This window comes from Pseudomonas sp. DW-iso17, assembly GCF_058725345.1.
The window spans coordinates 107,735-132,091 of record NZ_JBZXEA010000001.1 but is presented as its reverse complement, the minus strand read 5'-3'; the positions used below and the strand labels follow the sequence as shown (position 1 = coordinate 132,091).

General features: G+C 63.3%; 26 protein-coding genes and 1 pseudogene. 6 read left to right on the top strand and 21 right to left on the bottom strand.

The window, feature by feature from the left end; translation table 11 throughout:
- Window positions 1-60 precede the first annotated feature (60 nt).
- The 7 genes and pseudogenes from AC4PS6_RS00655 to AC4PS6_RS00625 all read right to left on the bottom strand — a co-directional run.
- Entirely contained in the window at window positions 61-747 is a 687-nt protein-coding gene (locus AC4PS6_RS00655) for a hypothetical protein (protein WP_003116830.1), read from the bottom strand.
- A gap of 182 nt (window positions 748-929) precedes the next feature.
- On the bottom strand, window positions 930-1,322 hold the full coding sequence (locus AC4PS6_RS00650) for a hypothetical protein (RefSeq protein WP_003116832.1): 393 nt from the start codon (window positions 1,320-1,322) through the stop codon (window positions 930-932).
- Between the two features lie 21 nt (window positions 1,323-1,343).
- Entirely contained in the window at window positions 1,344-1,556 is a 213-nt protein-coding gene (locus AC4PS6_RS00645; protein WP_003116833.1) for a hypothetical protein, read from the bottom strand.
- Between the two features lie 337 nt (window positions 1,557-1,893).
- Window positions 1,894-2,199, bottom strand: a complete 306-nt coding sequence (locus AC4PS6_RS00640) for a hypothetical protein (protein WP_223656317.1) — start codon at window positions 2,197-2,199, stop codon at window positions 1,894-1,896.
- A gap of 342 nt (window positions 2,200-2,541) precedes the next feature.
- On the bottom strand, window positions 2,542-3,042 hold the full coding sequence (gene lspA / locus AC4PS6_RS00635; protein ID WP_003098955.1) for a signal peptidase II: 501 nt from the start codon (window positions 3,040-3,042) through the stop codon (window positions 2,542-2,544).
- 3 nt (window positions 3,043-3,045) lie between these two features.
- Window positions 3,046-5,691, bottom strand: coding sequence for a heavy metal translocating P-type ATPase (locus tag AC4PS6_RS00630; protein ID WP_425311436.1), 2,646 nt, complete (start codon window positions 5,689-5,691; stop codon window positions 3,046-3,048).
- Between the two features lie 33 nt (window positions 5,692-5,724).
- Window positions 5,725-5,958: pseudogene (locus AC4PS6_RS00625) on the bottom strand (heavy-metal-associated domain-containing protein); the annotation flags it as partial.
- Between the two features lie 91 nt (window positions 5,959-6,049).
- Between AC4PS6_RS00625 and cadR the strand changes: the two are divergent.
- Entirely contained in the window at window positions 6,050-6,448 is a 399-nt protein-coding gene (gene cadR, locus AC4PS6_RS00620) for a Cd(II)/Pb(II)-responsive transcriptional regulator (RefSeq protein WP_003098965.1), read from the top strand.
- A 67-nt stretch (window positions 6,449-6,515) separates the two neighbouring features.
- Here cadR and AC4PS6_RS00615 read toward each other — a convergent pair whose 3' ends face one another.
- The gene (locus AC4PS6_RS00615; protein WP_196495817.1) at window positions 6,516-6,878 is read right to left on the bottom strand and encodes a DUF3703 domain-containing protein; all 363 of its coding nucleotides are present in this window, start codon (window positions 6,876-6,878) and stop codon (window positions 6,516-6,518) included.
- 24 nt (window positions 6,879-6,902) lie between these two features.
- Entirely contained in the window at window positions 6,903-7,112 is a 210-nt protein-coding gene (locus tag AC4PS6_RS00610) for a sterol desaturase family protein (RefSeq protein ID WP_014747696.1), read from the bottom strand.
- 411 nt (window positions 7,113-7,523) lie between these two features.
- Between AC4PS6_RS00610 and AC4PS6_RS00605 the strand changes: the two genes are divergently transcribed.
- Window positions 7,524-8,159 (top strand): cation efflux transmembrane domain-containing protein, encoded by a 636-nt coding sequence (locus AC4PS6_RS00605; protein ID WP_003098972.1) that lies wholly within the window; start codon window positions 7,524-7,526, stop codon window positions 8,157-8,159.
- 723 nt (window positions 8,160-8,882) lie between these two features.
- On the opposite strand, the gene AC4PS6_RS00600 is transcribed toward AC4PS6_RS00605, so the two are convergent.
- The 11 genes from AC4PS6_RS00600 to AC4PS6_RS00550 form a co-directional block, all read right to left on the bottom strand.
- On the bottom strand, window positions 8,883-10,913 hold the full coding sequence (locus AC4PS6_RS00600; RefSeq protein ID WP_003116834.1) for a DNA topoisomerase III: 2,031 nt from the start codon (window positions 10,911-10,913) through the stop codon (window positions 8,883-8,885).
- 283 nt (window positions 10,914-11,196) lie between these two features.
- Window positions 11,197-11,637: a single-stranded DNA-binding protein gene (locus tag AC4PS6_RS00595; RefSeq protein WP_003098976.1), complete on the bottom strand. Its 441-nt coding sequence runs from the start codon at window positions 11,635-11,637 to the stop codon at window positions 11,197-11,199.
- A 73-nt stretch (window positions 11,638-11,710) separates the two neighbouring features.
- On the bottom strand, window positions 11,711-12,238 hold the full coding sequence (locus tag AC4PS6_RS00590; RefSeq protein WP_003098978.1) for a DUF3158 family protein: 528 nt from the start codon (window positions 12,236-12,238) through the stop codon (window positions 11,711-11,713).
- Complete coding sequence (locus AC4PS6_RS00585; RefSeq protein ID WP_003116836.1) at window positions 12,235-13,026, bottom strand: PFL_4669 family integrating conjugative element protein; 792 nt, start codon at window positions 13,024-13,026, stop codon at window positions 12,235-12,237. Before AC4PS6_RS00585 ends, AC4PS6_RS00590 begins: the two co-directional genes overlap by 4 nt.
- 429 nt (window positions 13,027-13,455) lie before the next feature.
- Window positions 13,456-14,694 (bottom strand): STY4528 family pathogenicity island replication protein, encoded by a 1,239-nt coding sequence (locus AC4PS6_RS00580; RefSeq protein ID WP_003116837.1) that lies wholly within the window; start codon window positions 14,692-14,694, stop codon window positions 13,456-13,458.
- Between the two features lie 3 nt (window positions 14,695-14,697).
- The gene (locus AC4PS6_RS00575) at window positions 14,698-15,258 is read right to left on the bottom strand and encodes a DUF2857 domain-containing protein (protein WP_003090097.1); all 561 of its coding nucleotides are present in this window, start codon (window positions 15,256-15,258) and stop codon (window positions 14,698-14,700) included.
- A 14-nt stretch (window positions 15,259-15,272) separates the two neighbouring features.
- Window positions 15,273-16,952: a ParB family protein gene (locus tag AC4PS6_RS00570; RefSeq protein WP_004350508.1), complete on the bottom strand. Its 1,680-nt coding sequence runs from the start codon at window positions 16,950-16,952 to the stop codon at window positions 15,273-15,275.
- A complete protein-coding gene (locus AC4PS6_RS00565) occupies window positions 16,945-17,214 on the bottom strand; it encodes a hypothetical protein (RefSeq protein WP_003050422.1) in 270 nt (89 codons plus the stop codon). Before AC4PS6_RS00565 ends, AC4PS6_RS00570 begins: the two co-directional genes overlap by 8 nt.
- Complete coding sequence (locus AC4PS6_RS00560; protein WP_003098988.1) at window positions 17,198-18,073, bottom strand: ParA family protein; 876 nt, start codon at window positions 18,071-18,073, stop codon at window positions 17,198-17,200. The genes AC4PS6_RS00565 and AC4PS6_RS00560 overlap by 17 nt, the downstream gene beginning before the upstream one ends.
- Window positions 18,074-18,115: 42 nt before the next feature.
- Complete coding sequence (locus AC4PS6_RS00555; RefSeq protein WP_003090093.1) at window positions 18,116-18,328, bottom strand: AlpA family transcriptional regulator; 213 nt, start codon at window positions 18,326-18,328, stop codon at window positions 18,116-18,118.
- Window positions 18,329-18,446: 118 nt separating this feature from the next.
- Complete coding sequence (locus AC4PS6_RS00550) at window positions 18,447-19,193, bottom strand: hypothetical protein (RefSeq protein WP_003098991.1); 747 nt, start codon at window positions 19,191-19,193, stop codon at window positions 18,447-18,449.
- A 450-nt stretch (window positions 19,194-19,643) separates the two neighbouring features.
- On the opposite strand from AC4PS6_RS00550, the gene AC4PS6_RS00545 reads away from it, so the two are divergent.
- Window positions 19,644-20,144 carry a DUF305 domain-containing protein gene (locus AC4PS6_RS00545; protein WP_003098996.1) on the top strand — a complete coding sequence of 167 codons (501 nt, stop codon included), beginning with the start codon at window positions 19,644-19,646 and terminating at the stop codon, window positions 20,142-20,144.
- A gap of 484 nt (window positions 20,145-20,628) precedes the next feature.
- On the opposite strand, the gene AC4PS6_RS00540 is transcribed toward AC4PS6_RS00545, so the two are convergent.
- Window positions 20,629-21,420 carry a helix-turn-helix transcriptional regulator gene (locus AC4PS6_RS00540; protein WP_014717763.1) on the bottom strand — a complete coding sequence of 264 codons (792 nt, stop codon included), beginning with the start codon at window positions 21,418-21,420 and terminating at the stop codon, window positions 20,629-20,631.
- A gap of 137 nt (window positions 21,421-21,557) precedes the next feature.
- On the opposite strand from AC4PS6_RS00540, the gene AC4PS6_RS00535 reads away from it, so the two are divergent.
- The 3 genes from AC4PS6_RS00535 to gltS all read left to right on the top strand — a co-directional run bounded on the left by AC4PS6_RS00535 (window position 21,558) and on the right by gltS (window position 24,353).
- Window positions 21,558-22,661: a polyamine ABC transporter substrate-binding protein gene (locus AC4PS6_RS00535; protein ID WP_014717764.1), complete on the top strand. Its 1,104-nt coding sequence runs from the start codon at window positions 21,558-21,560 to the stop codon at window positions 22,659-22,661.
- Window positions 22,662-22,689: 28 nt separating this feature from the next.
- Window positions 22,690-22,977, top strand: coding sequence for a hypothetical protein (locus AC4PS6_RS00530; RefSeq protein WP_014717765.1), 288 nt, complete (start codon window positions 22,690-22,692; stop codon window positions 22,975-22,977).
- Between the two features lie 164 nt (window positions 22,978-23,141).
- A complete protein-coding gene (gltS, locus tag AC4PS6_RS00525) occupies window positions 23,142-24,353 on the top strand; it encodes a sodium/glutamate symporter (protein WP_014717766.1) in 1,212 nt (403 codons plus the stop codon).
- Window positions 24,354-24,357: the final 4 nt, after the last annotated feature.

The following is a 24,357-nucleotide window of genomic DNA, read 5'->3' as shown; positions in this document are numbered from 1 at the left end:
ATGGAGCAAATCCCCGCCACCGGGAATTGACCCCGGTGGGTGGAAAGAAAGGAAACAGCGTCAGGTGACGCTGATCGTTGGCGTTTGGGCCAATCGCTCGGCGACGCGCCGGCGCAAATTCATGCGGAATGGCTCGTCGCTGACGCCCGCCAGCAGATTGATGGTCTCCAGCGCGATCAGGGCCGAAGCCTCTTCGATGTCGGCGGCCACAATGGTCTTGCGCAATTGGTCGCCGAGCTGGAGGGCCTGGGAGGAGGAGCTGATGAAGCGGACCTCGCGGCTCAGGTAGCAGCCGTTGCCGCCGAACTCGAACAGCCGCGGCTTGCTGCAGTACCAGCAGCCCTCGAACTGGATGGCGGTCAGGTGGTGCCCGTCATCGAACCGGGTGGCGATCAGAAACAATGCGTCGAGATCGGCGGTGTCCTCGAACGAATGACGGTCGATCAAGTTCCCCAGCTCTTCGTCCTCATCGGCACGGAAGTGCACGGCGAGCAGTTCGAGCAGCGGCGGGATCGACAGCCCTTCGTCGTCCGGCATCGGAATACCGAGTTGCGTGGCCAGGTCTTCCAGGCCATCGAGCACGTCCGGCCATTGCGGATTGGTGGTCTCGGCGATCTGGGCGATGTAGGCCTGCCCGTTGCCGGGGTGGCTCTCGTCCAGCGCGAAGGCGCCGAACAGCGCCTGGATGACGGGCGTCACACGGTCGAGCACGAGAACGCCGGTGGCTTCGTAGTAGTTGTTGGCCATGAAGGCTCCTTTCGATGAATGAACGGAGCCAGCCCTTGCGGACGATGGCATCCGCAGGGGAAACCGCCTGATGCCGGATGGCGCTGGGCGGGGAGAAAACGCGAGGGACATGGCCTCGAACGAGGCGCATGTCCCTCATGGGGTCCCGTGAACGCAGTGATGAAGGTGTGCCAGGGACCGGCTCACCAACCGCTGTAGTTCAGCAGCAGGTCGGCGATCACCTGGCGACGTTGCAGATCGAGACCATCGAAGTCCGACAGTCCTTGGAAGTGGCAGCGCTTGAGCATGGCACCGCCCTCGCGCGCGTTGTAGAAGCTGAACATGGCGGACAGGAACATGCGTTCCCCGCTGCTCAGGACGCCGAGTGCGTCGTTGGCACGCAGCATGTCGGGACGCAGATCCCACTTGCTCTTTGCCTGGTTCAGGCCTTCGCGCGTGCCGTCGCCAAACCATTGCGGGCCTGCGATCTCGACGCCGCGCTTCCAGACCTCGAAGAAGGCTTGGGGCGCGGCGGCGAAATGCTGCTCTTCCCGCATGATCTGATCGACGACTTCCTGGGGCAAAAGCTGGTTCATGACGTGGTTCCTCCAGTTGGATCAGGGTGTGGCGAGCTGGGACCAGCCGCCTCTTTCGAGGGCACGTTGAGCCGCGGCATAGCTGCGGAAGTACTGGCAGGATTCCCGCGAAACGGGACCTTCTGTATCGCGCGTGCCGATGTAGTGGCCGGCGGCGCTATGCAGGATTTCGAGCGGCAGGAACTTGCCGCAATGGATCAAGGCCAACTGGCCGAAAGAGGCTTGCTGGGACATGGACGGGCTCCTTGGAAAAAGCGGGGCCTCGTCCCTCACGGGATGGCAGCTCCCGCACGCGGTTGAGAAAAAAGCATCGGCGTCACGGGTGACGCGCGTCCGCAGACTCGATGCGATGGCGGACTGGCGGGTAGCGCGGAAAGAATCCGCGGCAGCCTGGAAACTCTGGCTGCTGGCATGGTGCTGACGAATCAGCGACACATGCGGGCAGCTTCATGCGCGAGGCGAGCCGCGTCAGCCGGAAATCGGCATTTGCAACAGCCCCGATTGGCGAACGCGGAAAAAAGAAAGCCCCGCAATAAGTGCGGGGCTGTCAGGAGGATGAGGCGAAACTGGGTCAGCGAGGCCTGTCGCCCAGTACATGCTGCTTCCACAGGGCGAATGCCTCGTCCGGTCCCAGCTCTGCGAGGATGACGATGGGCTGGCCCCGACGGGCACGCAGCGATGCGAAATACGCTGGCCGGTCGGCGATGGCGTTGAGCTTGATGCCCTTTAGGAACAGCAACTGGCGGGGGCGAACTTTGGTGGTAACGCAGGCATGATTGCGCTTGTTTGGGGCAAAAGGGCCAGCGAAGCGGGCGGACACGGCCAGAAAACCGCGACGAACTACTTGTACTTGCCAGGCGAGGCGAACGGGTGACATCAGCATATCGCTATGCGGTAAAGAAGACCGTCCTAAAGCTTGCAGGATCCCGGCATAGCTTCATCATCACCTCTCCGTGACGGCTCATTGGAACGAAAAAGGCCAGCATCGCCGTGATGGACTTTCATAATTGCCAGGTCAACTGGCTTGCGTGCTGTTTATTCACAGCAAGGCATTGCGACGTCGTTGCAGCAATCGCCGCCATCGCAACAGGGCGTTGCAGCAAAAGCGGCGGTGGGCGCTAGCATGAGGGCCAAGCCGCGGCCGCTCATGCTGGGGGCCGTTCTCTTCAGATTGGTGTCCTGCACCGTGTGCATTGCGAATTTCCGGATCGTCCCAATGTCACTGGGACTCCTTTGTGGCGGCCGGGTTCTCCACGCTCATGAACGACTGGGCCACCAGCGCGATCGCCCCGCCCACGATGGCCATGTCAGCGATGTTGAAGGCGGGCCAGTGCCAGCCGTGCAGGTGAAAGTCGATGTAGTCGATAACGTGCCCGCGCGTGGCGCGGTCGAACGCGTTGCCCAATGCGCCGCCCAGAATGAGGCTGTACGAAAGGCCTTCCGTTTTGCGCAGCGGCCGGGAGAGCAGCCATGCGAGCCATGCCGATATTGCGAACGCGATCGCCAGAAAAAACCACCGCTGCCAGCCGCCCGCGCCAGCAAGGAAGCTGAACGCCGCGCCGGGATTGAGAGCGTGAACTAGGTTGAAGAATGACGCCACCTCGTGCGACCAACCCAAGGGAGTTGTCGCGTCAATGTAGCTCTTAGCTGCCTGATCGCCGGCGAATATAACGATCGCGAGTGAGTACCACTGCGTCTTGCGAAGAGATGGTTCATCCATTGTTCATGCCGCCTTGAACTTCAGGAGGCGCAGCCCATTGACGACAACCAAAAGACTTGCCCCCATGTCAGCGAACACAGCCATCCACATGGTGGCATGCCCTGTGAACGTCAACGCAAGGAACACCGCCTTGATGCCAAGGGCCAGAACGATGTTCTGCGTGAGGATCGCCGCAGTGCTACGCGACAGCCGGATGAAGGCGGGGATCTTGCGCAGGTCGTCGTCCATCAGGGCGACGTCGGCTGTTTCGATCGCGGTGTCGGTGCCGGCCGCGCCCATGGCGAAGCCGATGTCGGCACGGGCGAGCGCGGGCGAATCGTTGATGCCGTCGCCCACCATGCCCACCTGGCCCTCGCCGCCGACCAGGCTTTCGATGGTCTTGAGCTTGTCTTCGGGCAGTTGGTCACCACGGGCTTCAGAGATTCCGACCTGGGCAGCGATGGCCGCGGCCGTGTGCTGGTTGTCCCCCGTCAGCATCAGCGTGCGCACACCCAGCGCCTGCAGGTCGGCCACCGCCTCACGGCTGGTTTCCTTCACGGTGTCGGCCACTGCAAAAATGCCGAGCACGGTCGCATCGTCCATCAGCAGGATCGCTGTCTTGCCTTGGCGCTCCAGGGTCTCCAGCCGAGCCTGGAGCGTCGCTTCGCTCAGGCCCAGCTCCTGGGCGAGCCTGTGGTTGCCCATGTGCAACATGCGCCCGGCGACGCGGCCGCGCACGCCGCGGCCAGGCAGCGCCGCGAAGTCGTCGACCTCGTGCAGCGCGATGCCGTCACGGTTCGCCTTGCGGGCGATGGCCTGAGACACAGGATGGTCCGAGCGTGCCGCGAGGCTTGCGGCCCAGGCGGCAACTTCCTGCGCCTCGCCGATCAGCGGCACGAAGTCGGTCTGCTCGGGCTTGCCATGTGTGAGTGTGCCGGTCTTGTCCAGGGCCAACGCCTTGAGCTTGCGCCCGCCCTCCAGGTAGACGCCACCCTTGATCAGGATGCCGCGTCGGGCGGCAGCGGCCAAGCCGCTGACGATGGTGACCGGCGTGGAGATGACCAGAGCGCAGGGGCAGGCGATCACCAGCAGTACCAGGGCCTTGTAGACCCAGTCAAACCATGCGCCGCCGAAGGCGAGCGGCGGCACGACGGCAACCAGCACGGACACCGCGAACACCGCCGGCGTGTAGACGCGGGCGAACTGGTCGACGAAGCGCTGCGTGGGCGCACGGCTGCCCTGCGCGGACTCCACGGCATGGATGATGCGCGCGAGCGTCGAGTCGCTGGCGCCTGCGGTCACCTTGTATTCGAAAGAGCCGGTCTCATTGATGGTTCCGGCGAAGACCTGGTCACCTTCGGCCTTCTCGACGGGCAGGCTCTCGCCGGTGATGGGCGCCTGGTTGATGGCCGATCGACCCGAGGTGATCAGGCCGTCCAGTGCGATGCGCTCGCCAGGACGCACGCGGACCACCGCGCCCTTTGCGACCTCCTTGGCCGGCAGCTCTGTCCATGAGCCATCGGCCTGCCGCACGGTCGCGGTCTCGGGCGCCAAGTCCATCAGCCCCCGAATGGCGTTGCGGGCGCGGTCCAGCGACTTCGCCTCGATCACTTCCGCCAACGCGAACAGGAACATGACCATGGCGGCCTCCGGCCAGTGGCCGATCGCCATGCCGCCGGTGACCGCGATGGCCATCAGGGCGTTCATGTTCAGGTTGAGGTTCTTCAGCGCGATCCAGCCCTTCTTGTAGGTGCTGAGGCCGCCGGTGAAGATCGAAACCAGTGCCAGCACGATCACGGCCCAATGATTGCCGTCGTTGACCCAGTACACGCCTTCGGCGGCCACCGCCGCAACGCCCGAAACCGCCATCGGCCACCAATTGGTCTTGTGCGCGGCCACCGGGGCATCGCGCGGCTCATCAGTCCTCTGGACCTCGGCTTCCATGCCCAGCGATTCGATGGCTTCGACTGCCGGCTTGATCGCGTCGGGTGTGTGCCGAACCGTGAGCGTGCGCTGCATCAGGTTGAAATCCATTCCCTGCACGCCCGGCATGCCTTGCAGCTTGCCGCGGATCAGACTTTCCTCGGTCGGACAGTCCATCTTCGCGATGCGAAGTACCGTGGTGGCTGTCTGCATGTCCTGCCGCGCAGCCTGCATTCCAATGGAAGCAAGCGCCTTCTCGATCGGCGCTGAGGTCGCCAGCGTGTGCTGGACTCCCAGCACACGCTGCATCAGATTGAAGTCGAGCGCGGTCACACCCGGCAGCTTGCCCAGCCGGTCGCGGATCAGCGCTTCTTCCGTCGGGCAATCCATGTTCTCGATCCGGTACGTCACCCGCTCGCCGATCGGCGGCGCGGAAACGGCAGCGGTTGGTTGCTGCTGCAGGGCCGAGGATGGGATCACAGCCGCGGCTTCGATCGGCCCCGTGTGGCCGAAGGTCTGCTCCTTGGCGCGCATGCCGATCGAGGCCAGGACCTGCTCCATCTGCGCGCGTGCCTGAGCGAGGTGTTTCACCGACAGGGTGCGCTCAGCGAGGTCGAAGTCGAGGTCCTGAATTCCCTCGACTGCCCCGAGGTGCGAGCGGATGAGTTTCTCCTCGCTCGGGCAGTCCATGTTCTCGATGCGGTAGGTGGTCGACACGGCGGCGTCTCGGACAGCCTGAGCCTTCATGCCCACCGAATTCAGCGCTTGCTCCAAGGCATCGGCCGAGACTTCGCGGTGCGAAATGGTCAACAAACGCTGCGGAAGATCGAACAGGAGCCGCTCGACACCGGGCATGCCCTCCAGCGTTCGCCGCACCAGTGCTTCCTCATTGCGGCAATCCATGTTGCTCACGTGGAAAACGGTGGTTTCAGTGCTGGCCTGCTCACTGGCGCACGCCGTCTGTTGGCCATTGCCGCCGGAGCAGGCGCATGGGCTGGAAGGTTCTTTGTTCATAGATCGCTCTTCATTGACAAGGTTTTCCCCGGATGCCATCATTAGAAAACCTCTAGTAGATATAGAGTCAAGTTTTTTATAGGAAGCAACCATGATGCGGATCGGTGAACTGGGCAAGAAGGCAGATTGCTTGGTGCAGACCGTGCGCTTTTACGAGTCAGAAGGCTTGCTGCCCGAGCCTGCACGTAGCGAGGGCAACTTCAGGCTCTATGACGAAGTCCATTTGCAGCGCTTGCTGTTCATCCGCCGCTGCCGGGCGAAGGACATGACGCTGGATGAGATCCGTCAACTGCTGAACTTACGGGATCGGCCAGAGTTGGGCTGCGGCGAGGTGAACGCGCTGGTCGACGCTCATATCGCGCAAGTGCGGACCAAGATGAAGGAATTGCGCGCCTTGGAGCGCGAGTTAATGGATCTGCGACGCTCCTGCGATAGCGCCCGAACCTCGCGCGAGTGCGGCATTCTCAACAGCTTGGCCGAGCCCGCCTGAAGCTCGAGCGTGTCATCGGTGCTGGAAGTGATCGGGTCCAGTTCTGAGAGCCACGTGCCGCGCTCCATCATGCGAAAGCGCGCGATTCTGACGTTTTGAGACGGCGTGCGACCGAGGGCGTGGCCCACAGGAGCCAGCGCGAGCCGGACGACCTGCGCGCCGCAATCTCCGCCACCTTACGGGTTCTCCAGGCCAGACCGAGCATCGCGGCGTGGCTGCGCAGGTGCAGGTGCAGGCCAAGGTAGCAGTGCGCCACGACGCGGCCCGACTCATGGGCACGCCACGCAACTCGCGATCGCTTCGCAAGAAGCCGCAAGGCCCGACTCGCGCAAGAATGCGACGTGGGCAAGATCGTATAGCCAGCAGCGCAAGCGTTTGCCGCTGCTGGCCGGCTCCGGAAGGGATAGACAAGCTGCGGGCCGTAGTCCATTGGAAAGTCCATCTTTCTTGAGTGTCACTCTTTGGCGCCCAGCGTGTGCTTTTGCGACCGGAAAGCGCTGAACAAGTGGCCCCCGGGCATCCAGAAATCGCCGTAGTTGACTTGGGCGTCTTCGTGCTCACGCTTGTGATGCCAGCGATGGGCTTCAGCCACCCCGATCAACAATCCCAACGGCCCGACCCGGTATCCCAGATTGGAGTGCTGGAAGGCCAGATGCACGACCAAGAAGCCGAGCCATGCGCCGACGGCCAACCACAGCTTGGAACGCCGCTACTGGCTCAACGGGGAGTGGAAAGGCCGCCCGCCCTCTAGCAAGGCGGCACAAGCGAGCGCGACGATCACTGTGAGTAGCTCCGTCGGAAAAGACGGCCGGCCGGTCGCGAGCTCGCCGAAGAGCACAACCGCAGTGGCGCCACGGATCAGTGGATAGCAGCCATACCGGATGACAGTCGCAATGAAGGGGGCGCATTGGTGCTCATCTGTTCTGTCCTAAAGCTCTGACTGGATTGGAAAACCTTCTAGCTACGGTAGAGTCAAGGGCGTCCGGGAAGACCCTGTGGCAAGTTCGTTGCATCTGCGCCTTGACTCTCCAGCCGCTACAGGCTTCAGCATCCATCGATTTGGAAGGAACAATGCATGGCTGAAAACCACAGAAATCACGAAAACGACGAGTTGGGCCGCCTAGATGCGAGCGATGCGAAGGACCGAAAGATTCTTCTGACTGTGTTGCTGATCAACCTGACGCAGTCCGCCGCCGGCATTGCCCTTGGCATCTGGGCTGGCTCTACGGCGCTGATGGGCGCCGGGTTGGACAACCTCGCCGATGCGTCGGTCTATGCGGTTAGCCTGTATGCCGTCGGTCGTGCGGCAACGGTCAAGGTGGGCGCGGCCCGCTTGTCGGGTTTCTTGCTAATCGGCCTGGCCGCGCTGCTGCTGTTGGAAGTCCTACGCCGCTTCGCTGGAGGGGAAGAGCCTGTCGGCCCAGCCATGATGGCCATGGCCGCGCTGAACGCGGCTTTGAACCTAGTGTGCCTCAGACTACTGCGCCGCCATCGCGGGGAAGATGTGAACTTCAAGGCGTCAGCGATCTTTACCAGCAACGACTCCATCGTCAATGGTGCGATTGTGCTGTCCGGGGTGCTGGTGATGGGGTTCGGGTCGAACATCCCGGATCTGGTGCTGGGCGTCATCGTGGCCGCAATCGCAGCGAATGGGGGGCGGGAAATCCTGCGCGAAGCATCGGAAACAGCTCGCCGTAAGGCGGGCACATAAGGCATGTTTTCGCCCAGTTCATCCCGAGGTTTACCTCTGCAAAAGAGGTAGTCCAGCCTTTGGGCTACGGCCTCGGCTGCAGCCGAGCGTACCATTGGCGATGGCCGCGCGATAGGCGGGCATGCCGTTCTCGACCTCCGTCTGCCGTACAGCAGCGGTGCGCAAGGTTGAGGGTGCATGTCGTCTCTCCTGTTCGTGTGGCCCAGGCCAATGGCCGGGCCGGGACGTTGATGGGCAGGAGAATGGCGCCGAAGGCCCAACGGCCTTCGGCTCGGGAGAAAAGAGGAACCACCCGTGGGCTGATTGGCAGGCCCGGTCGTCGCTAGAACCGTCTGCTCATCAAGCAATCACACCCGGCCCATGTCGTGGCTGGGGCCGGCATCGTCTGGCGCACATCCGCGCACAAAGGGAGCCCGTTTTTGCACCGGCGGGCACCGGCACCGATTACCGCTGACCACGAAGGGTCTCCCGGTGGCTCGTGCAGCCTGGCAAGCCACCGGGAGACCCTTCGCAGAGGGCGGAAGAAACGCAGATCAACAGAACGCGCGTGGTGCGGCTCGCAGAGAAGCTACCTTCAGGTCCCGCGGCCGGGGACGGCTGGGCGGGACGCGCACACGGATCAAGAAGGCGTTGCGCGCTGGGCGTCCCGCAGGGCATGCGGCGGAGTGCGGGACAGGGGCCACGCCGCCGAAGGCGGGCACGGCTCACGGGGAACGGGGGCGGTCAGGAGCCTTTGCGGCCGCTACGGCGCGGGCGCGAGGCGCCGCGCTTGGAGCTGCCGGATTCGACTGGCAGCGTGCCTTTGCAGTCCGGGTAGCGGCTGCACGACCAGAACGGGCCGCTCTTGCCGCTGCGCTGGCGCGTGGGTGCGCCGCACTGCGGGCATGCCGGCCCTTGGGGAACCTTGATGGACAGGGAGGCGCTGCCGTACTGCGCAATCAACTGCGAAATCCACGCGGCCTGCTTGCCGATGAACACGTCCAGGGTGAGCTGTCCGGCCTCGATCATGTCGAGCGCCTGTTCCCAGACGGCGGTGGTGCCAGGGTCGGCAATCGCCGCAGGCACGGCATCGATCAAAGTGAAAGCCGCATCCGAGGCGCGGATGGCGCGCCCCTTCTTCACGAGGTAGCCGCGAGCGATCAGGCCGCCGATGATGTTGGCCCGCGTCGCTTCGGTGCCGATGCCAACCGTATCCTTGAGCTTCTGCTTCAGGCGGGGATCGGACACCAGCTTGGCGACGCCTTTCATGGACTTGACCAACTCGCCTTGCGTGTACGGTTTGGGCGGCAGCGTCTTGAGTGCCTTGAGATCGACGTCGGCCACCTGGCATGCCAGGCCCTCATACAGTTTCGGCAGCGCGGGCAGCACCTGGGCGCGGACCGCAGTATCGCCCTCGCCATCACCGTCTTCGGCCTGCGGCTCGGCGAGCACCTGGCGCCAACCCGGGATGACAACCTGCTTGCCCGTGGCCGCCAGGTTCTGCCCCCCGCACGAAAACTTGGCCACAGTGCGGTCGAACTCGTGGTGAGGGAGGAACTGCGCCAGGTAATGCGACCGGATGAGCCTGTACACGGCCAGTTCCTTCTCGCTCATGGCGGAGAGCTTCGCCGGTTCGAGCGTCGGGATGATGCCGTGGTGCGCCGTGACCTTGCCATCGTTCCAGGCGCGCGAGCGCTGCGAGCGGTCGAGCTGGCCCATGATCGAGCGCAGCGAGGGATCGGTCTTGAGCAGGCTGTCGAGAACGGTGGGCACTTCGGCAAACATGCTCTCGGGCAGGTAGCCGGAGTCCGAGCGGGGGTACGTCGTGGCCTTGTGCGTCTCGTACAGGGCTTGGGCAATCTCCAAGGTTTCCTGCACGTCCAGCCCAAGCTGCTTGGAACACACTTCCTGCAAGGTGCCCAGGTCGAACGGCAGCGGCGGGCCTTCGCGGACACGCTCAGTCTCCACCGACACGACGTGGGCACTGCCCGCAGCGCGGATCTGCTGCATGGTCTGCTGTGCGACCGGCTGCCGCAGGCAGCGGCCTGCGTCGTCGGTGCACGCATCGGGTGGAACCCATTGCGCGGCGAAAGTCGAACCGCCTGCGAACAGGGACACGGCGATGGCCCAGTATGGTACGGACACGAAGCGCGCGATCTCGCGGTCGCGGTCCACAACGAGCTTGAGCGTCGGGGTCTGTACGCGGCCGACCGACAGCACGCCGTCGTAACCCGCCTGTCGCCCCAGCACCGTGAACAGCCGGCTCAGGTTCATGCCCACGAGCCAATCCGCACGGGAGCGCGCCAGCGCCGAGTGGTACATCGAAAGCGTCTCGGCCGAAGGCCGCAGCTTGCCCAGTGCCGCCCGAATGGACGCATCGTTGAGCGCCGACAGCCACAGGCGTTCGATGGGGCCGCGGTAGCCGCAAAGCTCCACGATCTCGCGGGCGATCAATTCGCCCTCGCGGTCGGCATCGGTGGCGATAACCAGGTGAGTCGCCTTCGCCAAGAGCGCCTTGACGACCTTGAATTGCGTGGCGGTCTTCGGTTTGACCTCGACCCGCCAGTGCTGGGGAATGATGGGCAACTGCTCAACGGACCATCGTTTGAGCTGCTCGTCGTAGGCCTCGGGCGGCGCCGCCTCCACGAGATGGCCGATGCACCAGGTGACCGTGACGCCGGAACCGTTGAGGCAGCCTTCACCGCGCTGCGTGGCGCCGAGAATCCGGCCAATGTCTTTGCCCTGGGAGGGCTTCTCGCACAAGAACAGCCGCATATCCGTCCATCCCGATTCCTGTTGTTCATGGAGTTGCTGGGATCGAGGATGCCGAGCGCAGCCCCTGGCAGCAGCAAACAAGCCGCATGCGGCAGCGACCGCTTTCACGCCGATGAAATGGCGAGTGCGGGGAAGGTGCGTGGCCGGAAGTGTGCGGGCCGAGAGCCGCGATTTCCGGGAGCGCGCGTGGAACTCGGTGGACGTTGGTGGAGCTATCCCCTGGGGATAATTCGCAGCGCATGGAGGGCGGCGAAGCACTGCGGCAGCCGCCCTCCATGCCCGATCACTTCCTGCGCTTGGTCTCTTTCGGCGCCGTCGATTCCTGGGTGGCCTGGGGCTTCGGCTCTGCCTCCTGTGGCTTCGGGCTGAGGGCCACAGACTCGATGCGGTACGGCAGGATGCCGACACTGCGCGCGTTGACCTGCCAAGTCTCACGCGGCTGATCTTCGTTGTCCGTCCAGGGGTCGCGCTCCATGCGGCCGACGACCAGCACCCGCATGCCCTTCTGGTAGAGCTGCTGCCAGCGGTCGGCGTCGTGGTGCCAGAGTTCCACCGGCGCCCAGAAGCCGCCGCGGTCCTCGAACTCGCCGCCCTTGGTGGGGACGGGGTTGTCGAAGTACACGTTCAGCCGGAGCAACCGGCGAGGATCGTCGTTGCCATTGGGGAATTCGCGGTACTCGGGAGGCGATCCGATGTTGCCCTCGCCGATGAATTGTGTGCTCATGTTGGAATCTCCGTGGTGGTTGAAATACCCGTGCCTCGTTGGGCTCGGGCGCGTGCTCGGATGGCAGGCGCAATCACCGATCGCGCACTGCGGCAGGAACGGACGCGAGCCGGCGCAGGTAGGTGTTGTCCGCCTGCGCGGCCTTGCTGGCGCATTCCTGTGCTTGCCTGCCCAGGGTGTGCAGCAGGCTGATCTGCATGTTCAGCATGACGCGCTGCAGTTCGATCTCGTGCAGGTCGTGCAGCAGGTTGACCGGCGTGCTGGGGCTCGCCATCAGCTCCTGCCACAACGCCACGCCCATGGCCGATCGATCGTGCTTGCGCCAGCGAAGAAAGGTCGTGCCTGCGCCAGTGGTCTGCTGGGCCAGCTCGACGGGAAGCAGGTGGAAGGGATGCCCGCACGCCTGTGGCAGCACCTGTCGCTGCGCCAGGGCAATCAACTCGTCGCGCATGGCGAAGCACTGGCTGGCCCAGGCCTCGAAGTCCCCTTTACCTTTAAAAGGCTTTAAAAGGCCTTTTAGAGAGGCCGCGTGTTCCAGCCGCATGAAGGCTGGCTGTTCCAGACGACGGAAGTAGCGCGGTTCGCGGTTCGGGTCGCTCATGCCGGTTCGTCCTCGCCGGCGGCTGTGGACTTGGCCTCGGCCGAATCGGCGGCAGCGCCTTCGTCGGTGGGAGATGCGGCTGCGGCAGCGCTATCACCACGCTGTTGCAGACCACGGCGCACGACGGGCGGCGCAAACTTCGAGCGGCGCATGCCTTCGAGCACGTCCTGCGGCAGTTCGCCGAACTTCTCCAATGCTGCCCGAGCTGCGGCGTTCTTGGCCGCGAAGTCGTCGCGGGTGCAGCCCGAGTAGCGGTATTGCTGGGCCAGGCTGAACAGGCTGCGCAGCGCGTGGGCACCTTCGTTGAGCCAGCGCTCCAACGTCGAGCGATCGATCAGCGCGGTGTGGTGGGCGAGGATCAGCTTGCGGGCGATGTCGTCGTAGTCGGCCAGCAGATAGACGGCGGCAAAGCCGAGCTGCGCGTTCACGAACAAGGGGAGCTTCACCGGCTGCACGTTGAGGTTCTCACCCAGGCTCAACGCCGCAGGCACGCCGGCCAGTGCCTGGTCAACCTGCTCGCGCAGCGATTGCAACGTGGTCCTGGTCTGGTCGAGCTTTTCCTCGATGCGCAACATCCACCAGTCGCTGTACGGGTCGTCCTGCTCCGAGCCGCGCTTCATCTTGTTCATCACGGCGATGTAGCCGTTCAGGCCGACGATGCCGGGTCGCCCCTCGGCGGCGGCGCGGCCATGCCAGATGCGCGAGGCGTGGTGGGTGTGCAGCGTCAGCGACATCGCGCTGCGCAGGGAGCCGAGGTTGAGTTGCAATGGTTCGTTGCTGGTTGCCATGGTGATCGCTCGCTGGTGGACAGGGAGCCGCCAGCATCCGCATGCAGCGGAAGGCAGTCAGTCAACAAACCGAAATGAGCCGACCCCCGGTTCTGTGCGCGCTGGCGGCGCAGCGCGCAACGGTCCCCTGGGGACCGCTCCGCAGATGGGCACTCACATCGGCGTTCCCGTCCTCGGTTGTTGACGGTATGCGTGCTGCACCGCACGTCGCGCTGCCGTTCGACACGATCCTTCGCCGCGCAGCCGTCCCCAGGGGACCGTTCCGTTGAGCGCCATGGAGGTCTGCTTCATGGTCTTGCATGCGCTCTACTCAGGTTTTGCGCAGCATGTCGCGCCGTCGCCCGGCGCTTCACCGCACAGCCGTCCCCAGGGGACCGTTTCTGCCGACCGCCATGGAGATCTACTTCACGGCTTTGACAAGCCCTGTGCTCAGGATTTGCGCAGCAGATCGCGCAGGCGCTCGATGTGCTGCCGGGCCACCTCGGGCGGCACGACGTTGCGCGGCGGCTCGGTTGGTGGCGCTCGCGCCGCCGATGGTGTTGGCGGTGCCGGGCCGGTCTGCTTGGCCCAGGCATTGAACTCGCCGCGCATGGCGCGCTGGATGATGCCGAACAGATAACCGGCGGGGTTGCGGATGCCATGCTTGCCGCACCGTGCGGCCCATTCGTCCAGCACGGCCTGCCGCAGGGCAGCGTCCACCTGCTGCAACGCCATCTTGGCTCCGGCCTGCTGTTCCGCCTTCAGTTCCGCGAAGCGCTTGGGCCATTGCAGGTCGCCCAGCGCACGCGCCTGCGCGGTAGTACGTACTTCATCAATACGACTACTACGTACTGTACGGTCCTGCTTCGAATTCCGAAGAGCGCCGTCTGGCGCGGGTTTCGGCCCTGCTTCGGATTCCGAAGATGGGCGATCGCCATTCCGAAGAAGGCTCGCGGGCCCTTCTTCGGAATCGTGGACCGCATCCTCCTGTGGATAACTTTCGGAGGCGGTGATGCCCTGGTCGGCCAGGCGCTCGGCGAGCACTTGCAGCCGCGACGGCAAGGTGCGTCCGGACAGCATCGGGTCGTCCGCGATCTCCTGGAGGGTGTTGAGTCCCACCACCTGGACGGCCTTGGCCGAATGCCCCAGCGACTGGCTGACCAGGGCCAGGTAGTCGGCGTCGAGTTGCATCGCCTCGAACGGCGTCAGCGGTTCGTCGTGCAGGACGTAGAGGTTGCCGAGGATGCGACCGGTCTTGGGGTCGCGCCGTCGTCGCACGAGGCTCAGCCAGCGCGTCAGGCGCAGCAGCGTCAGCGCCCGCGCCACGGTCTCATGGGAGGCCTGGCCTGCGCAGGGCATCGACGCCAGCCAGGGGCGCAACTGCTCATAGGTGGGAAATGCCGTGACGCCATCGTCGTTGAGCATCAATCGGAACACCTGCCAGGCGTTGCGCTCCAGCGGTGTCAGGCGGCGGTCGAGGAACAGCCGCCGCGGCACGCTCTCGTGCCGATTGCCACTGAACAGGAAGGCGTCGCCGGACGTAGGAGGCGTGGGCGTTGGAGCAGGCAGGGACGCGGGAGCGCCAGAGCTGGACTTGGGCGCGAGGTCCTTCAGCGCAGCGTCGAACAGGTCGGCGAGTGCGATGGGGCCAGGGCGCTGGGCTCGTGGGGCGGTGTCGTCCACGGCCATGGCCTAGCCCAATCCCTGATCGACCCAGTTCCTGATCGCGGCCCAGACCACCGAGAGCGGCAGCGACATGCCCTCGGCCAGGTCCATGGCCGCATCGAGAATCGAGGTCTCGTCCTCCAGATCGACGTTCCTGCTGCTGGTCACGGCTTTCCATTGCCGCCACAGTTCGGTGTCCTGGGTCTCGTCCAGGACGGGGTGGCGCCCCTTGCGCTTGGGCAGGCCGAGGATCTCCCGCCGCAGGGCGACTTCCTGATGGGTCAGGCCATAGAAGCGGCTGACCATCTCCGTGCTGGCCCCCAGCCGCAGCATGCGATCGACCGTGGCGATTTCCTTCTCCACGTCCTGTGCCTGGTTGAGCAGGCGCTGCAGCACTTCGCGGTTGACCGTGACCGAGCACCACGAGACGCTGGCGTTGGCCAGCACGCTGATCAGCGCGGGGTGCTTGAGCGCATCCAGCTCGGCCTCGCCGAAGCCCATGGCCTTGCAGCGGCGCAGTTGGCCGTTGCGAAGGTCATACAGCGCCTGGGCAATCACGGCCTGGTTGAGCGGATGCGATGTGGACATGCGGCCTCCCTCGCTCACGTCCCGGGCGCCGTGGTGCCGGCTTCCAGGTCCAGCAGACGCCGGGCGAGGCGCAGCAGCCGAAAGAGCTTGACCAACGCCGTGTCGCTCAAGCGCCTTGCGCCGCTGCCATGGCCTTGGCTCTGGCCGTGCAACAGGGTCGGCAGGTCGGCGGCGAGCTGCGCGCCGTCCAGGCCCGCTTCGGCGACGGGCTGACCCGTCAGGGAAGTGAGCAGCGTCAGCACCGCGCGGCCGAGCGGCGACGGGGCTTGGCCGCGGGCGCGGCACGCAAACCCGATGCCATCGGCGCGATCCTCGATGCACTCGTCCAGGCCTGCCTCCCCGGCGATCTCGCGCGCGAACTGCGCGATGTGGATGCGCAGCCGATCGGGCGTGTCCAGGCCGGCGTCGATGTACCAGACGTCGGAGATCGGATAGAGTCCGCCGGCTTGCACCGGGATGGACTGCAGCACGCTCGCCGAGAAGTCGGGCGGCAGCGCATCGCCCAACTGGTCGGCGACCATGCGCTGGATCGATTGGAGCCGTTCTGTCGTCGGTGCTGGCGAGACGATGTGCTCGCGAAGCAGATCGCCCGGTGCGGCCGGCTGGCTTCCCGTGGCCGCTTCGCCAACCGCCGTGTCGTCGTGGCGCAAGGTGGGCTCGGACGCCGGAGGGCTGGCGGGTGGAGGACCGGCCGCCGCTGCAGGCGTGGCGATGGACGATGCTGCGCCCGGCGGAGTCGGCGTGCCGGCGGTGGGCGAAGGCAACGCCGGCTGCGCCGCAGGTGGCGTCGGGTCACTGACCAGCGCCCGGTGGCGGCTTTCCGATTCGGTCAGGTCCAGCGCCAGCACGTCGTAGCCGATGCCCAGCAGCTCGGACATCTGGCCGATCAGCTCGTCTTGCACGCGCTGCGGCGCGAACTCGTCGCCCTGCGTGTCGAACTGCGCCAGCACCTCCTGAAAGAAACTGTCGAAGTCCAGCGGCAGCGAACGGTCCTTGGCGTAGTGCTCCCAGGTGCGTTTGCAGGCCGTGCGCATGACCGACAGCCGCTCGACCTGGTGGCGCCCCAGGCCGCCATAGAGCACAGTGGGAATGGCGGGCAGCAGGTAGCGCACCGCGTCGGCCATGCGGGTGATGTGCGACCGCTGGACGGGGAAGCCATCGGCCGCCAGGCGGCGGGCCAGTTCCGACTGGCTCAGGGCGGCGCCGCTCTCCTGCTCGTAGAACTCCCGTGCTTTCTCGACGCCGAGCGCGCGCTCGATGAACGTGAGGCCGCCGCGCAGTTCGTTCTCGGCAAGATGCCCGGTCAGCGCGACGATTTCACCGCGCTCCGGCCATGGTCGGAACAGGCACGATATGCGGAAGAAGCGTTCTTCCTTGGTCTCCGACCAGAGTTCGCGCAGGATCGCCAGTCGCGTGTTGCCGCCGTTGCGGATGATGTAGTGGTCCTCGCCGGGCCTGCGCGTGATGGCCGGCGCCGCGTCCAGGCCGCGCTCGCGGATGGATGCCTTGATTTCCTCGTAAGCCGGGTTGCGCTTCATGCGCGGGTCATGGTCGTAGGGCCGCAACTGGTCCAGCGTCACGACCATGGGCGTGTCCGCGATCGGGTCGCTCAAGGCCGTAGCCGCTGGGCCGCTGCGCTCGAAGCCGGCCGCGAGCAGCTTGCCTGCCATGTCCTGCGAGGTCATGTCAGCCATGGCCGCACCCCTCGCAGTCCCCACGACCGCCGGCCGGCGCCATGCGGGCCTCTCGCTCGGCGCGGCGGATCTGCGCACGGGCGTTCAATTCGGCCCGGTGGTCACTCGCTGTCGAACTCGTGTAGATCGCCGCGCAGCCGGCCTTGGTGAACTTGAGGTGCCCGCCCGGCGTGCGCTTGACGTGCCAGCCCTCACCGACCGCGAACTCGATCAGGGCGCGCAGCCGCTTGTGGCCGCGGGCCAGCTCATGTGCGTTCGCCATGGGGCCTCCCAGGATCAAGAGGTCGCTGCGGGCGGCCGGATACTTGAGCCAGTCGGTCCTGCCATTGCGGGAACAACTCGCTGGCGAGCGCGCGCATCGTGTCGAGCGCGGCAGGGGCGACTCTGCCGGGCGGCTGGCGGTGCTCGACCCGATGCACCGGCAGGCCGCGCGTTGCGGCACGTGGATACGCTTCTATGGCCGGCACGTCGGTGGCGAGCACGCGGATGCCGGCGCTGTCCTGGAACAGGTCGCGCAAGGCCTGCTGGATCAGCCGTGCGTTGGCGGACACCGGGTGGACGCGGTTGATGAGCAAGTGCAGCGGCGGCGGTTCGATGCCCAGGTGCCGGTACGGCGCAATGTCTTCGAGCAACTGCATGGTGCCGCGCCGCAGCTCGCGTGCCGCGAGGATCTCCGGCGTGACGGGCGACAGCGCGAGATCGGAGGCGAGCACCGCCATCTCCAGCAGCACGGAACGCGCGCCCTGGGTGTCGATCAGCACCAGGTCGTAGAGGGGAGCAAGTGCTGGCAGCAGATGCCGCAACCGCAGGCGGCCATCCGGCGCATGCAGCAACAACGTGTTCAGCTCGCCCCGGTGGTCGTCGGACAGCACCAGGTCCAGGCCCGCGATGATCGTGCGGGACACGAGCTGGCCAAGGTCGCGCTCGTTGAAGGCCAACAGCTCATAGATGCCGCCCGGCGCGCGCTGGGTCAGTTCGTAGTAGGAGGACAAGGTGGGCTGCACGTCGAGATCGAGCAGCAGCACGCGCAGGCCCGCGTCCGCGGCGAGCCCGCCCAGGTTGGCGGCCGTCGTGGTCTTGCCGACGCCGCCCTTCGTTGAAATGATGGACACGACCTGCATGGCGCTCTCCGGCTGGGAATGGGAAGTCCGCGGGAGAGCGGGTCAGGTCCGGTGGTTGAGGCGCTCGGCGATCCACTGGTCGATTTCGATCGAATCCCAGCCGACAGCGCGCACGCCCAGGCGCAGCGCCTGAGGGAACTGGCGCTTCTTCATCAGGTTGTAGATGTGGGCGCGTTTGAAGCCGGACTTCGCTTCGACTTCATCGAGCCGCAGGATGCGGCGCTCGTTCGGCGGGAGTACAGGGGTCTGCGACATGGCGGTCACTCCTGAACGCTCGGTGGCGTTTGTTGGCGTGACCTCTATTCAATAGACCTGGCTGCGGAAAGACATTGCAAATGCAATCTCCGCGATTGCACATACAAGCTGGATAACCTCATGCGCTTGCGCTACGAACGTACCTCTTAGCGTTGGCGAACTTTCCGTTTAAGGTGCGCTCAGTGATGCCCATGGTGCCGCCGTAGTGGGCGACCAATGCAGAGACAAGGGCCTCCTGCGTTTTGAAGCTGGAATAGGGCACGCCTGAAGGCGACTGGCTCAGCATCAGCGTCAACATCCCTCCAATGATGTTGAGATAGGTCGTTTCCGCCCGTTCGCTGATCTCGCATTGCTTGGATGCCAACAGCACCGAGGATTGCTTGAGTAGCGTGTCGTGCTGCTCCTGCAGTTCTCGCATCTCACGTCGGGCTTGTTCAAGCGCGGCCTGAAGGGCCAGCCGCTCCACGAGGATCGCCTGTCCTGTTTCCATGGTGATGAAAGGATGCGCCATGCGTTCGCCACGGCTGAACAGAAATCCTGGCCGGTGCTCGGGATAGTGGGTGCGCATCCAGCGTTTTAGATCGACATGGCGAACAGTCAGATCCAGAGAATTGAGCAGGTTCGGATCATTGAGCGTGATCCCGTTCTTGCCGTAGGGCAGCTCTCCGTTGAGGATGCCGTCATAGATACGTTCCGAGTGCAGCCGGCACTCATTCCATCGAGGGCAGTTCAGCGACCGAGGCAGGACACGCGGTGACGCGATCGTGGCCAGGATCATCGGGAGATACCGCAGCAACCCAGCCCATCGGATGGCCGCCTCGATGGGACGATAGAACACCTTTGATGTTGAAATGTCCTTGTGCATGTCTTCGTCTCCTTTCGGGTGCGCTACATCACCGGCTCCTTTCTTGCCCAAGGGCTGTTGTGTCGTTATGGCCTGCGACGGACGCTTGAGGCGATGCCCTAAGCGAAGGCGGAGGAGGCCATTGGCGTCCGCCGCAGGTGGCCTTGTCTTGCTTGATATGCAAGAATCGATCAGTTGCCGGCCCATCGAGCGATGAGGACGCAAGCTCGATATTGGCGCTCACGGTACCAGCGTCATAGGTGGCGCAAAGCCCATCAAGACCGATTTGGTATGGTCTGATATCCAGACGGTTCAAGACCAGCGAGTTGAAGCGTTCGACGCCCCTACGTCCAGTTGGGGACTGGAAATCAGCGGTTAGTGATGCATCGCTCCACATGCTGATATATCGACAAAGTATCTGCCGCAGTACCAGTGACCCTGCCAGGTTGCCCCAGCACATAGGAGACGGAGATGGCTGAACATTCCCATGAACATCAACATCACACATCCGGTCAGATGGGTAAGCACGGCCGACCATACGCCAAGTTCTGGGTGAACATGGTGTTGGGCCTCGTCGTCATGTACTTCGTAATGTTCAGCATGATCGACGGCGCCAGGGACTTCAGAAACAATCTCAACATGCTCTACATGGCGGTCACTATGTGGGCGCCAATGGGCATCTTCATGCTAGCGACAATGCCCGGCATGTTTCCAAACCGGCGGCTCAATCTCGTGCTGTACGGCTTGTTTGCCGTTCTCACACTCGGTTCTTTTGCCGCTACCCGTGCTCAAACCGGAATCGGCGATCGACAGTTCATCGCGTCTATGGTCCCGCACCATTCGGGAGCGATCCTCATGTGCCGCGAGGCGCAGCTCTCAGATCCGGAACTCGTCAACCTATGCCAAGCGATTTCCGATGGCCAGCGCGCGGAGATCGAGCAGATGAACCGGATTGCTGCACGCCTTCGTTGAGGCTGGCTGCCACTACACTGGCGCCGCGTTGCGCTCCGGCGAAGTTAGCCGCAGCGATGTAAAGATGAGTACTTGCGGTGTTCCGATGCCGGCGGTTGTGTCCTACAGCCGTCCAGGTGCCAGGTAGTCCACGCGACACCACCCCGCGCTGCCTGCGGAGCGAGCGCAAGTCATGATCGTCGCAAGTTGGAGTTCGATAGCGAACCCGCTCAGCAGCTGGACGCATCAGGCGTAACGACGGGTGGATGGATCATCCTTGGACGCTGGTGGAAGTGGTTGGATGAACTTTGTTGCCGAGGGCGAAAAACAAGGCTATAATTGAGTTCTTCGCTGATCACCACAGTGGAGAAAGTGATTGGGAAACAGAGACTTAGCGCTCTAGTGCATGACTCGTTTCCCGCTCCATATTTAACGAAAACGCCGATCAGTGATGATCGGCGTTTTTGTTTGTGCGCAATTTACTTCGCCAGCGCACCGCCCCCGTTCAAAGCGTCGAAGGAATCTCCTGCCGTGGCATAAAAAACCGCGCAAACAGTTCGGACTGCGATTTGATATTCAGCTTGCTGTAGATGTTGCGGCGGTGAACCTTGATGGTTTCCGTCGACAGCGACAGCTTGCCGGCGATCTCTTTGTTGGAGAACCCACTGAGCAGTAACTTGAGTACGTCCTTTTCACGTGCCGTTACTTGTGCTTCCAACTGAGTAAGTGCCTCAGCCCATGGGGCCGGCTCGGCAAGATTTTTTGCCGGGTCAGTTTCAAAGCCCATGCGTTGATGCATCATTGCCGTTACCCACGGCTTGATCATGTCCAATACCGTTATCTGCGCCTGGGTGAATCGCAGGTTGCTGCCAAACGACATGCACAGCGTTGTACCGGCATCGAGCCTTACATTGTATTGCGCCTCATCGACCGAGATGTATTGCGCGAAATATTGCTGGTAGTACTCGGTTTCCCGGAAGTGTTCCGGCGCAATGTCGAGCAGATGGAAGAACCCGCTCTGTGGGTTTTCTCGATCAGCGATATAAAACGGGTCCAGCAGATACAGGCCTTTCACATAGCGGTGAATAAAGGCGTCGATTTCTTCGCTGTCTGCTACTTCGGGCAGGCTGATCACACGCACTGCGTGGTCGCCAAAAACCAGCACCACCCAATTGTCTATCTGCACATATTCATTCAATACGCGAATCAACGAACTCCAGAACTCAGGGCGATTGAGCTGCATGATCAGTTTTCCAACCGATCGGTGCCAAGCCAGGCTATGAAGGTCAAGCGACATGTTCTACCCCTTTAGGGTTAGGGCTTTGCAGGCCAGAGCTAAGTACTTGTAGGTATTTACTATTCGTCGAGGCTCGGTATATTCACCCCGAGCTTACGATAGCCATGAGGGCGCGTCGTGTGGACAGGGATAGTCATATGAGTCGAGCACACTTGCGAGCTATTTTTTTAGCTTCGCTTATGGGCGCTGCAATCAGCACGCCCGCAGCCGCCGCTGAATCTTCGGTGTATCTGTATAACTGGTTCGGGTTTCTTGAACCGCAGACGCCCAAGCAATTCCAGCAGGAGACCGGCATCAAGCTGCATATGGATGCTTTCGACAGCGCCGAAATCATGCAGAGCAAGGTCATGGCTGGGCGCACCGGCTATGACCTGGTGGTGGCCACCTCCAATGTATTGCCGGGCTTGATCAAGGCCGGGGTGCTGCAGCCGCTGGATCGCGCGCAGTTGAGTAACCTTTCGCACATCGACCCTGACATCCTCTCCCTGCTGGCGGTCAATGACCCCGGTAACCGCTACGCCGTGCCCTATGTCTGGGGCACCACCGGCATTGGCTACGACGTGGATAAAGTCAAGGCGGCGCTGGGCGATGACGCCCCGGTGGACAGCTGGGACCTGATCTTCAAAGAAGAAAACATCAGCAAGCTCAAGTCTTGTGGCGTGGCCATGCTCGACTCCCCCAGCGAGATCATTTCCATTGCCTTGCACTACCTGGGGCTGCCCAGCAACAGCACTGATCCCGAGGATTACCAGAAGGCCCAGGCGCTGCTGTTGAAAATCCGCCCCTATGTGCTCTATTTCGATTCGTCCAGAATCGACACCGACCTGGCGGACGGCAATATCTGTGCAGTCGTCGGCTGGGCCAATGGTGCCCTGGCGGCGCAGGCGATTAATGAAAAGTCCAACAGTGGCCGCAAGATTGCCTACAGCCTGCCGCGCGAAGGCGCCTTGGTCTGGTCTGAAAACTGGGTGTTGCTCAAGGACGCTCGCCACCCAAAGGCCGCTCTGGCGTTCATCAACTACATGCTGCGGCCACAGGTGATAGCCAAGACATCCAACTACATGCTCTATCCCAACGCCAATAAAGACGCCACTGAGTTCGTCGAACAAAAGTTGCGGGATAACCCTTGGATCTATCCCGATAAAAAGACCATGGCCACACTGGTTCCGCTTGAGCCCTTGCCGCTGAAGGCGGAGCGCATTCGCACACGGGTCTGGACCAAGGTCAAAAGCGGTACGTGACGGGGACGAGGTCTGGGAGGGAGACAGCATGCGCCAGGGTGGTGATCAGCGCTATTTAGAGTCGGACGACTACAAGGCCTACAAAGAGATTGAAGAGCAGATCGGCCTGTGTACGCCAGAACAGGCCTGGGCCATGTACTACGTTTCGACGGGCATGGTGCGGGAAAATATTACCCTGGCGGTGATGGAGCACATTGGCCGGGGTAATCGTGCCCTGTTGCTTGAGTTTCCAGATCTGGTGCGAGTCGCAGGGCGTGACGCTGAGCCGGGTGAGATCGCCTCAAACTGGCCTCTGCTGCGAAGGCGTCGTCGATAAGTCTACTGTGCGTATCTCTGGATGGGCGAGGTGCAGGCGGTTGTAGGTTATTATTGTGAAGCTTGTAGGGAAAGTCTGTGTTTTTTGTAGGGTGGATGCCTTTTCGCCCTGTGCTCTCTACTCTGGCCACCCATTCTCCTTGTCCACTTCAGAGAACTGACCGGATGCTTCAACTCGATTTCTATTCAACCCTCGTTGCCGCTTCACTGGTGCTATTGCTGGGGCGCGGGCTTGTGGCTCGCATCGGCTTCTTACGTACCTACAACATTCCGGAACCCGTAGCCGGTGGCCTGTTGGTCGCCATGCTGCTCCTGGCGTTGCGCGGGTTTGCCGATATCGAAGTACGCTTCGATCCTTCATTGCAAACCCCCTTGATGCTGGCGTTCTTTGCCACCATCGGTTTGAACGCCGATTTTGCCAGCCTGAAGAAAGGCGGGCGGATCCTGGCGGTGTTTCTGCTGGTGGTAACGGGCTTGCTGGTGGTGCAAAACGCCATGGGTATCGCGCTGGCCTCGGCGCTCGGGCTTGACCCATTGATGGGCCTGCTTGCGGGTTCGGTGACTCTGTCCGGTGGGCATGGCACCGGTGCGGCCTGGGGCGCGGTGTTCAGTGAGCAGTATGGCGTGGCGTCTGCGTCTGAACTGGCGATTGCCTCGGCGACCTTTGGCCTGGTGCTCGGTGGCCTGATCGGCGGGCCCGTGGCGCGTTTTCTGATCAAGCGGGTCGAGGTGCCAGGTATTGGGCAACCGCAGTCGAGCCTGGCCAAGGGGTTCGAACAACCGAATGAAGAGCGCCTGATCACCGCGTTTTCGTTTATCGAGACCCTGGCGCTGGTGGCGATCAGTCTGCAGGGCGGCAACTTGTTGAATGCCGCCATCCAAGGCACCGCGTTCGAATTGCCGACGTTCGTGTGCGTATTGTTCGTCGGTGTGGTGCTGCGCAATGGGCTGTCGATGCTCGGCTGGCATCAGGTGTTCGAGCGCGAAGTCTCGGTGCTGGGCAATGTCAGTTTGTCGTTGTTCCTGGCGATGGCGCTGATGTCACTCAAGCTCTGGGACTTGGCGGCACTGGCTTTGCCGATTGTCATTCTGCTGGCCGCACAGGCATTGCTGATGGCGCTGTTCGCGATTTTCGTGACGTTCCGGGTGATGGGCCGCAACTACGATGCGGCGGTGCTGGCGGCAGGCCATTGCGGCTTCGGGCTTGGCGCAACGCCCACGGCGATTGCCAATATGCAGGCGGTAACGCAGCGCTTCGGGCCCTCGCAGATCGCGTTTCTGGTGGTGCCGATGGTGGGCGCGTTCTTCATCGATATCGCCAATGCGGTGGTGATCAAATTGTATCTGGCGCTGCCGTTCCTGGGGGCCGCTGGGTAAGTTT

Coding starts and splice junctions, on each gene's coding strand:
- gltS (WP_014717766.1), top strand. CDS start 23,142: ATGCTTCAACTCGATTTCTATTCAACCCTCGTTGCCGCTTCACTGGTG.
- AC4PS6_RS00540 (WP_014717763.1), bottom strand. CDS start 21,420: ATGTCGCTTGACCTTCATAGCCTGGCTTGGCACCGATCGGTTGGAAAA.
- AC4PS6_RS00575 (WP_003090097.1), bottom strand. CDS start 15,258: ATGTCCACATCGCATCCGCTCAACCAGGCCGTGATTGCCCAGGCGCTG.
- AC4PS6_RS00535 (WP_014717764.1), top strand. CDS start 21,558: ATGAGTCGAGCACACTTGCGAGCTATTTTTTTAGCTTCGCTTATGGGC.
- AC4PS6_RS00570 (WP_004350508.1), bottom strand. CDS start 16,952: ATGGCTGACATGACCTCGCAGGACATGGCAGGCAAGCTGCTCGCGGCC.
- lspA (WP_003098955.1), bottom strand. CDS start 3,042: ATGGATGAACCATCTCTTCGCAAGACGCAGTGGTACTCACTCGCGATC.
- AC4PS6_RS00580 (WP_003116837.1), bottom strand. CDS start 14,694: ATGGCCGTGGACGACACCGCCCCACGAGCCCAGCGCCCTGGCCCCATC.
- AC4PS6_RS00640 (WP_223656317.1), bottom strand. CDS start 2,199: ATGTCACCCGTTCGCCTCGCCTGGCAAGTACAAGTAGTTCGTCGCGGT.
- AC4PS6_RS00605 (WP_003098972.1), top strand. CDS start 7,524: ATGGCTGAAAACCACAGAAATCACGAAAACGACGAGTTGGGCCGCCTA.
- AC4PS6_RS00555 (WP_003090093.1), bottom strand. CDS start 18,328: ATGTCGCAGACCCCTGTACTCCCGCCGAACGAGCGCCGCATCCTGCGG.
- AC4PS6_RS00615 (WP_196495817.1), bottom strand. CDS start 6,878: ATGGACTACGGCCCGCAGCTTGTCTATCCCTTCCGGAGCCGGCCAGCA.
- AC4PS6_RS00545 (WP_003098996.1), top strand. CDS start 19,644: ATGGCTGAACATTCCCATGAACATCAACATCACACATCCGGTCAGATG.
- AC4PS6_RS00530 (WP_014717765.1), top strand. CDS start 22,690: ATGCGCCAGGGTGGTGATCAGCGCTATTTAGAGTCGGACGACTACAAG.
- AC4PS6_RS00655 (WP_003116830.1), bottom strand. CDS start 747: ATGGCCAACAACTACTACGAAGCCACCGGCGTTCTCGTGCTCGACCGT.
- AC4PS6_RS00595 (WP_003098976.1), bottom strand. CDS start 11,637: ATGAGCACACAATTCATCGGCGAGGGCAACATCGGATCGCCTCCCGAG.
- AC4PS6_RS00630 (WP_425311436.1), bottom strand. CDS start 5,691: ATGAAGGCTCAGGCTGTCCGAGACGCCGCCGTGTCGACCACCTACCGC.
- AC4PS6_RS00550 (WP_003098991.1), bottom strand. CDS start 19,193: ATGCACAAGGACATTTCAACATCAAAGGTGTTCTATCGTCCCATCGAG.
- AC4PS6_RS00565 (WP_003050422.1), bottom strand. CDS start 17,214: ATGGCGAACGCACATGAGCTGGCCCGCGGCCACAAGCGGCTGCGCGCC.
- AC4PS6_RS00600 (WP_003116834.1), bottom strand. CDS start 10,913: ATGCGGCTGTTCTTGTGCGAGAAGCCCTCCCAGGGCAAAGACATTGGC.
- AC4PS6_RS00585 (WP_003116836.1), bottom strand. CDS start 13,026: ATGGCAACCAGCAACGAACCATTGCAACTCAACCTCGGCTCCCTGCGC.
- AC4PS6_RS00560 (WP_003098988.1), bottom strand. CDS start 18,073: ATGCAGGTCGTGTCCATCATTTCAACGAAGGGCGGCGTCGGCAAGACC.
- AC4PS6_RS00645 (WP_003116833.1), bottom strand. CDS start 1,556: ATGTCCCAGCAAGCCTCTTTCGGCCAGTTGGCCTTGATCCATTGCGGC.
- AC4PS6_RS00590 (WP_003098978.1), bottom strand. CDS start 12,238: ATGAGCGACCCGAACCGCGAACCGCGCTACTTCCGTCGTCTGGAACAG.
- AC4PS6_RS00650 (WP_003116832.1), bottom strand. CDS start 1,322: ATGAACCAGCTTTTGCCCCAGGAAGTCGTCGATCAGATCATGCGGGAA.
- cadR (WP_003098965.1), top strand. CDS start 6,050: ATGATGCGGATCGGTGAACTGGGCAAGAAGGCAGATTGCTTGGTGCAG.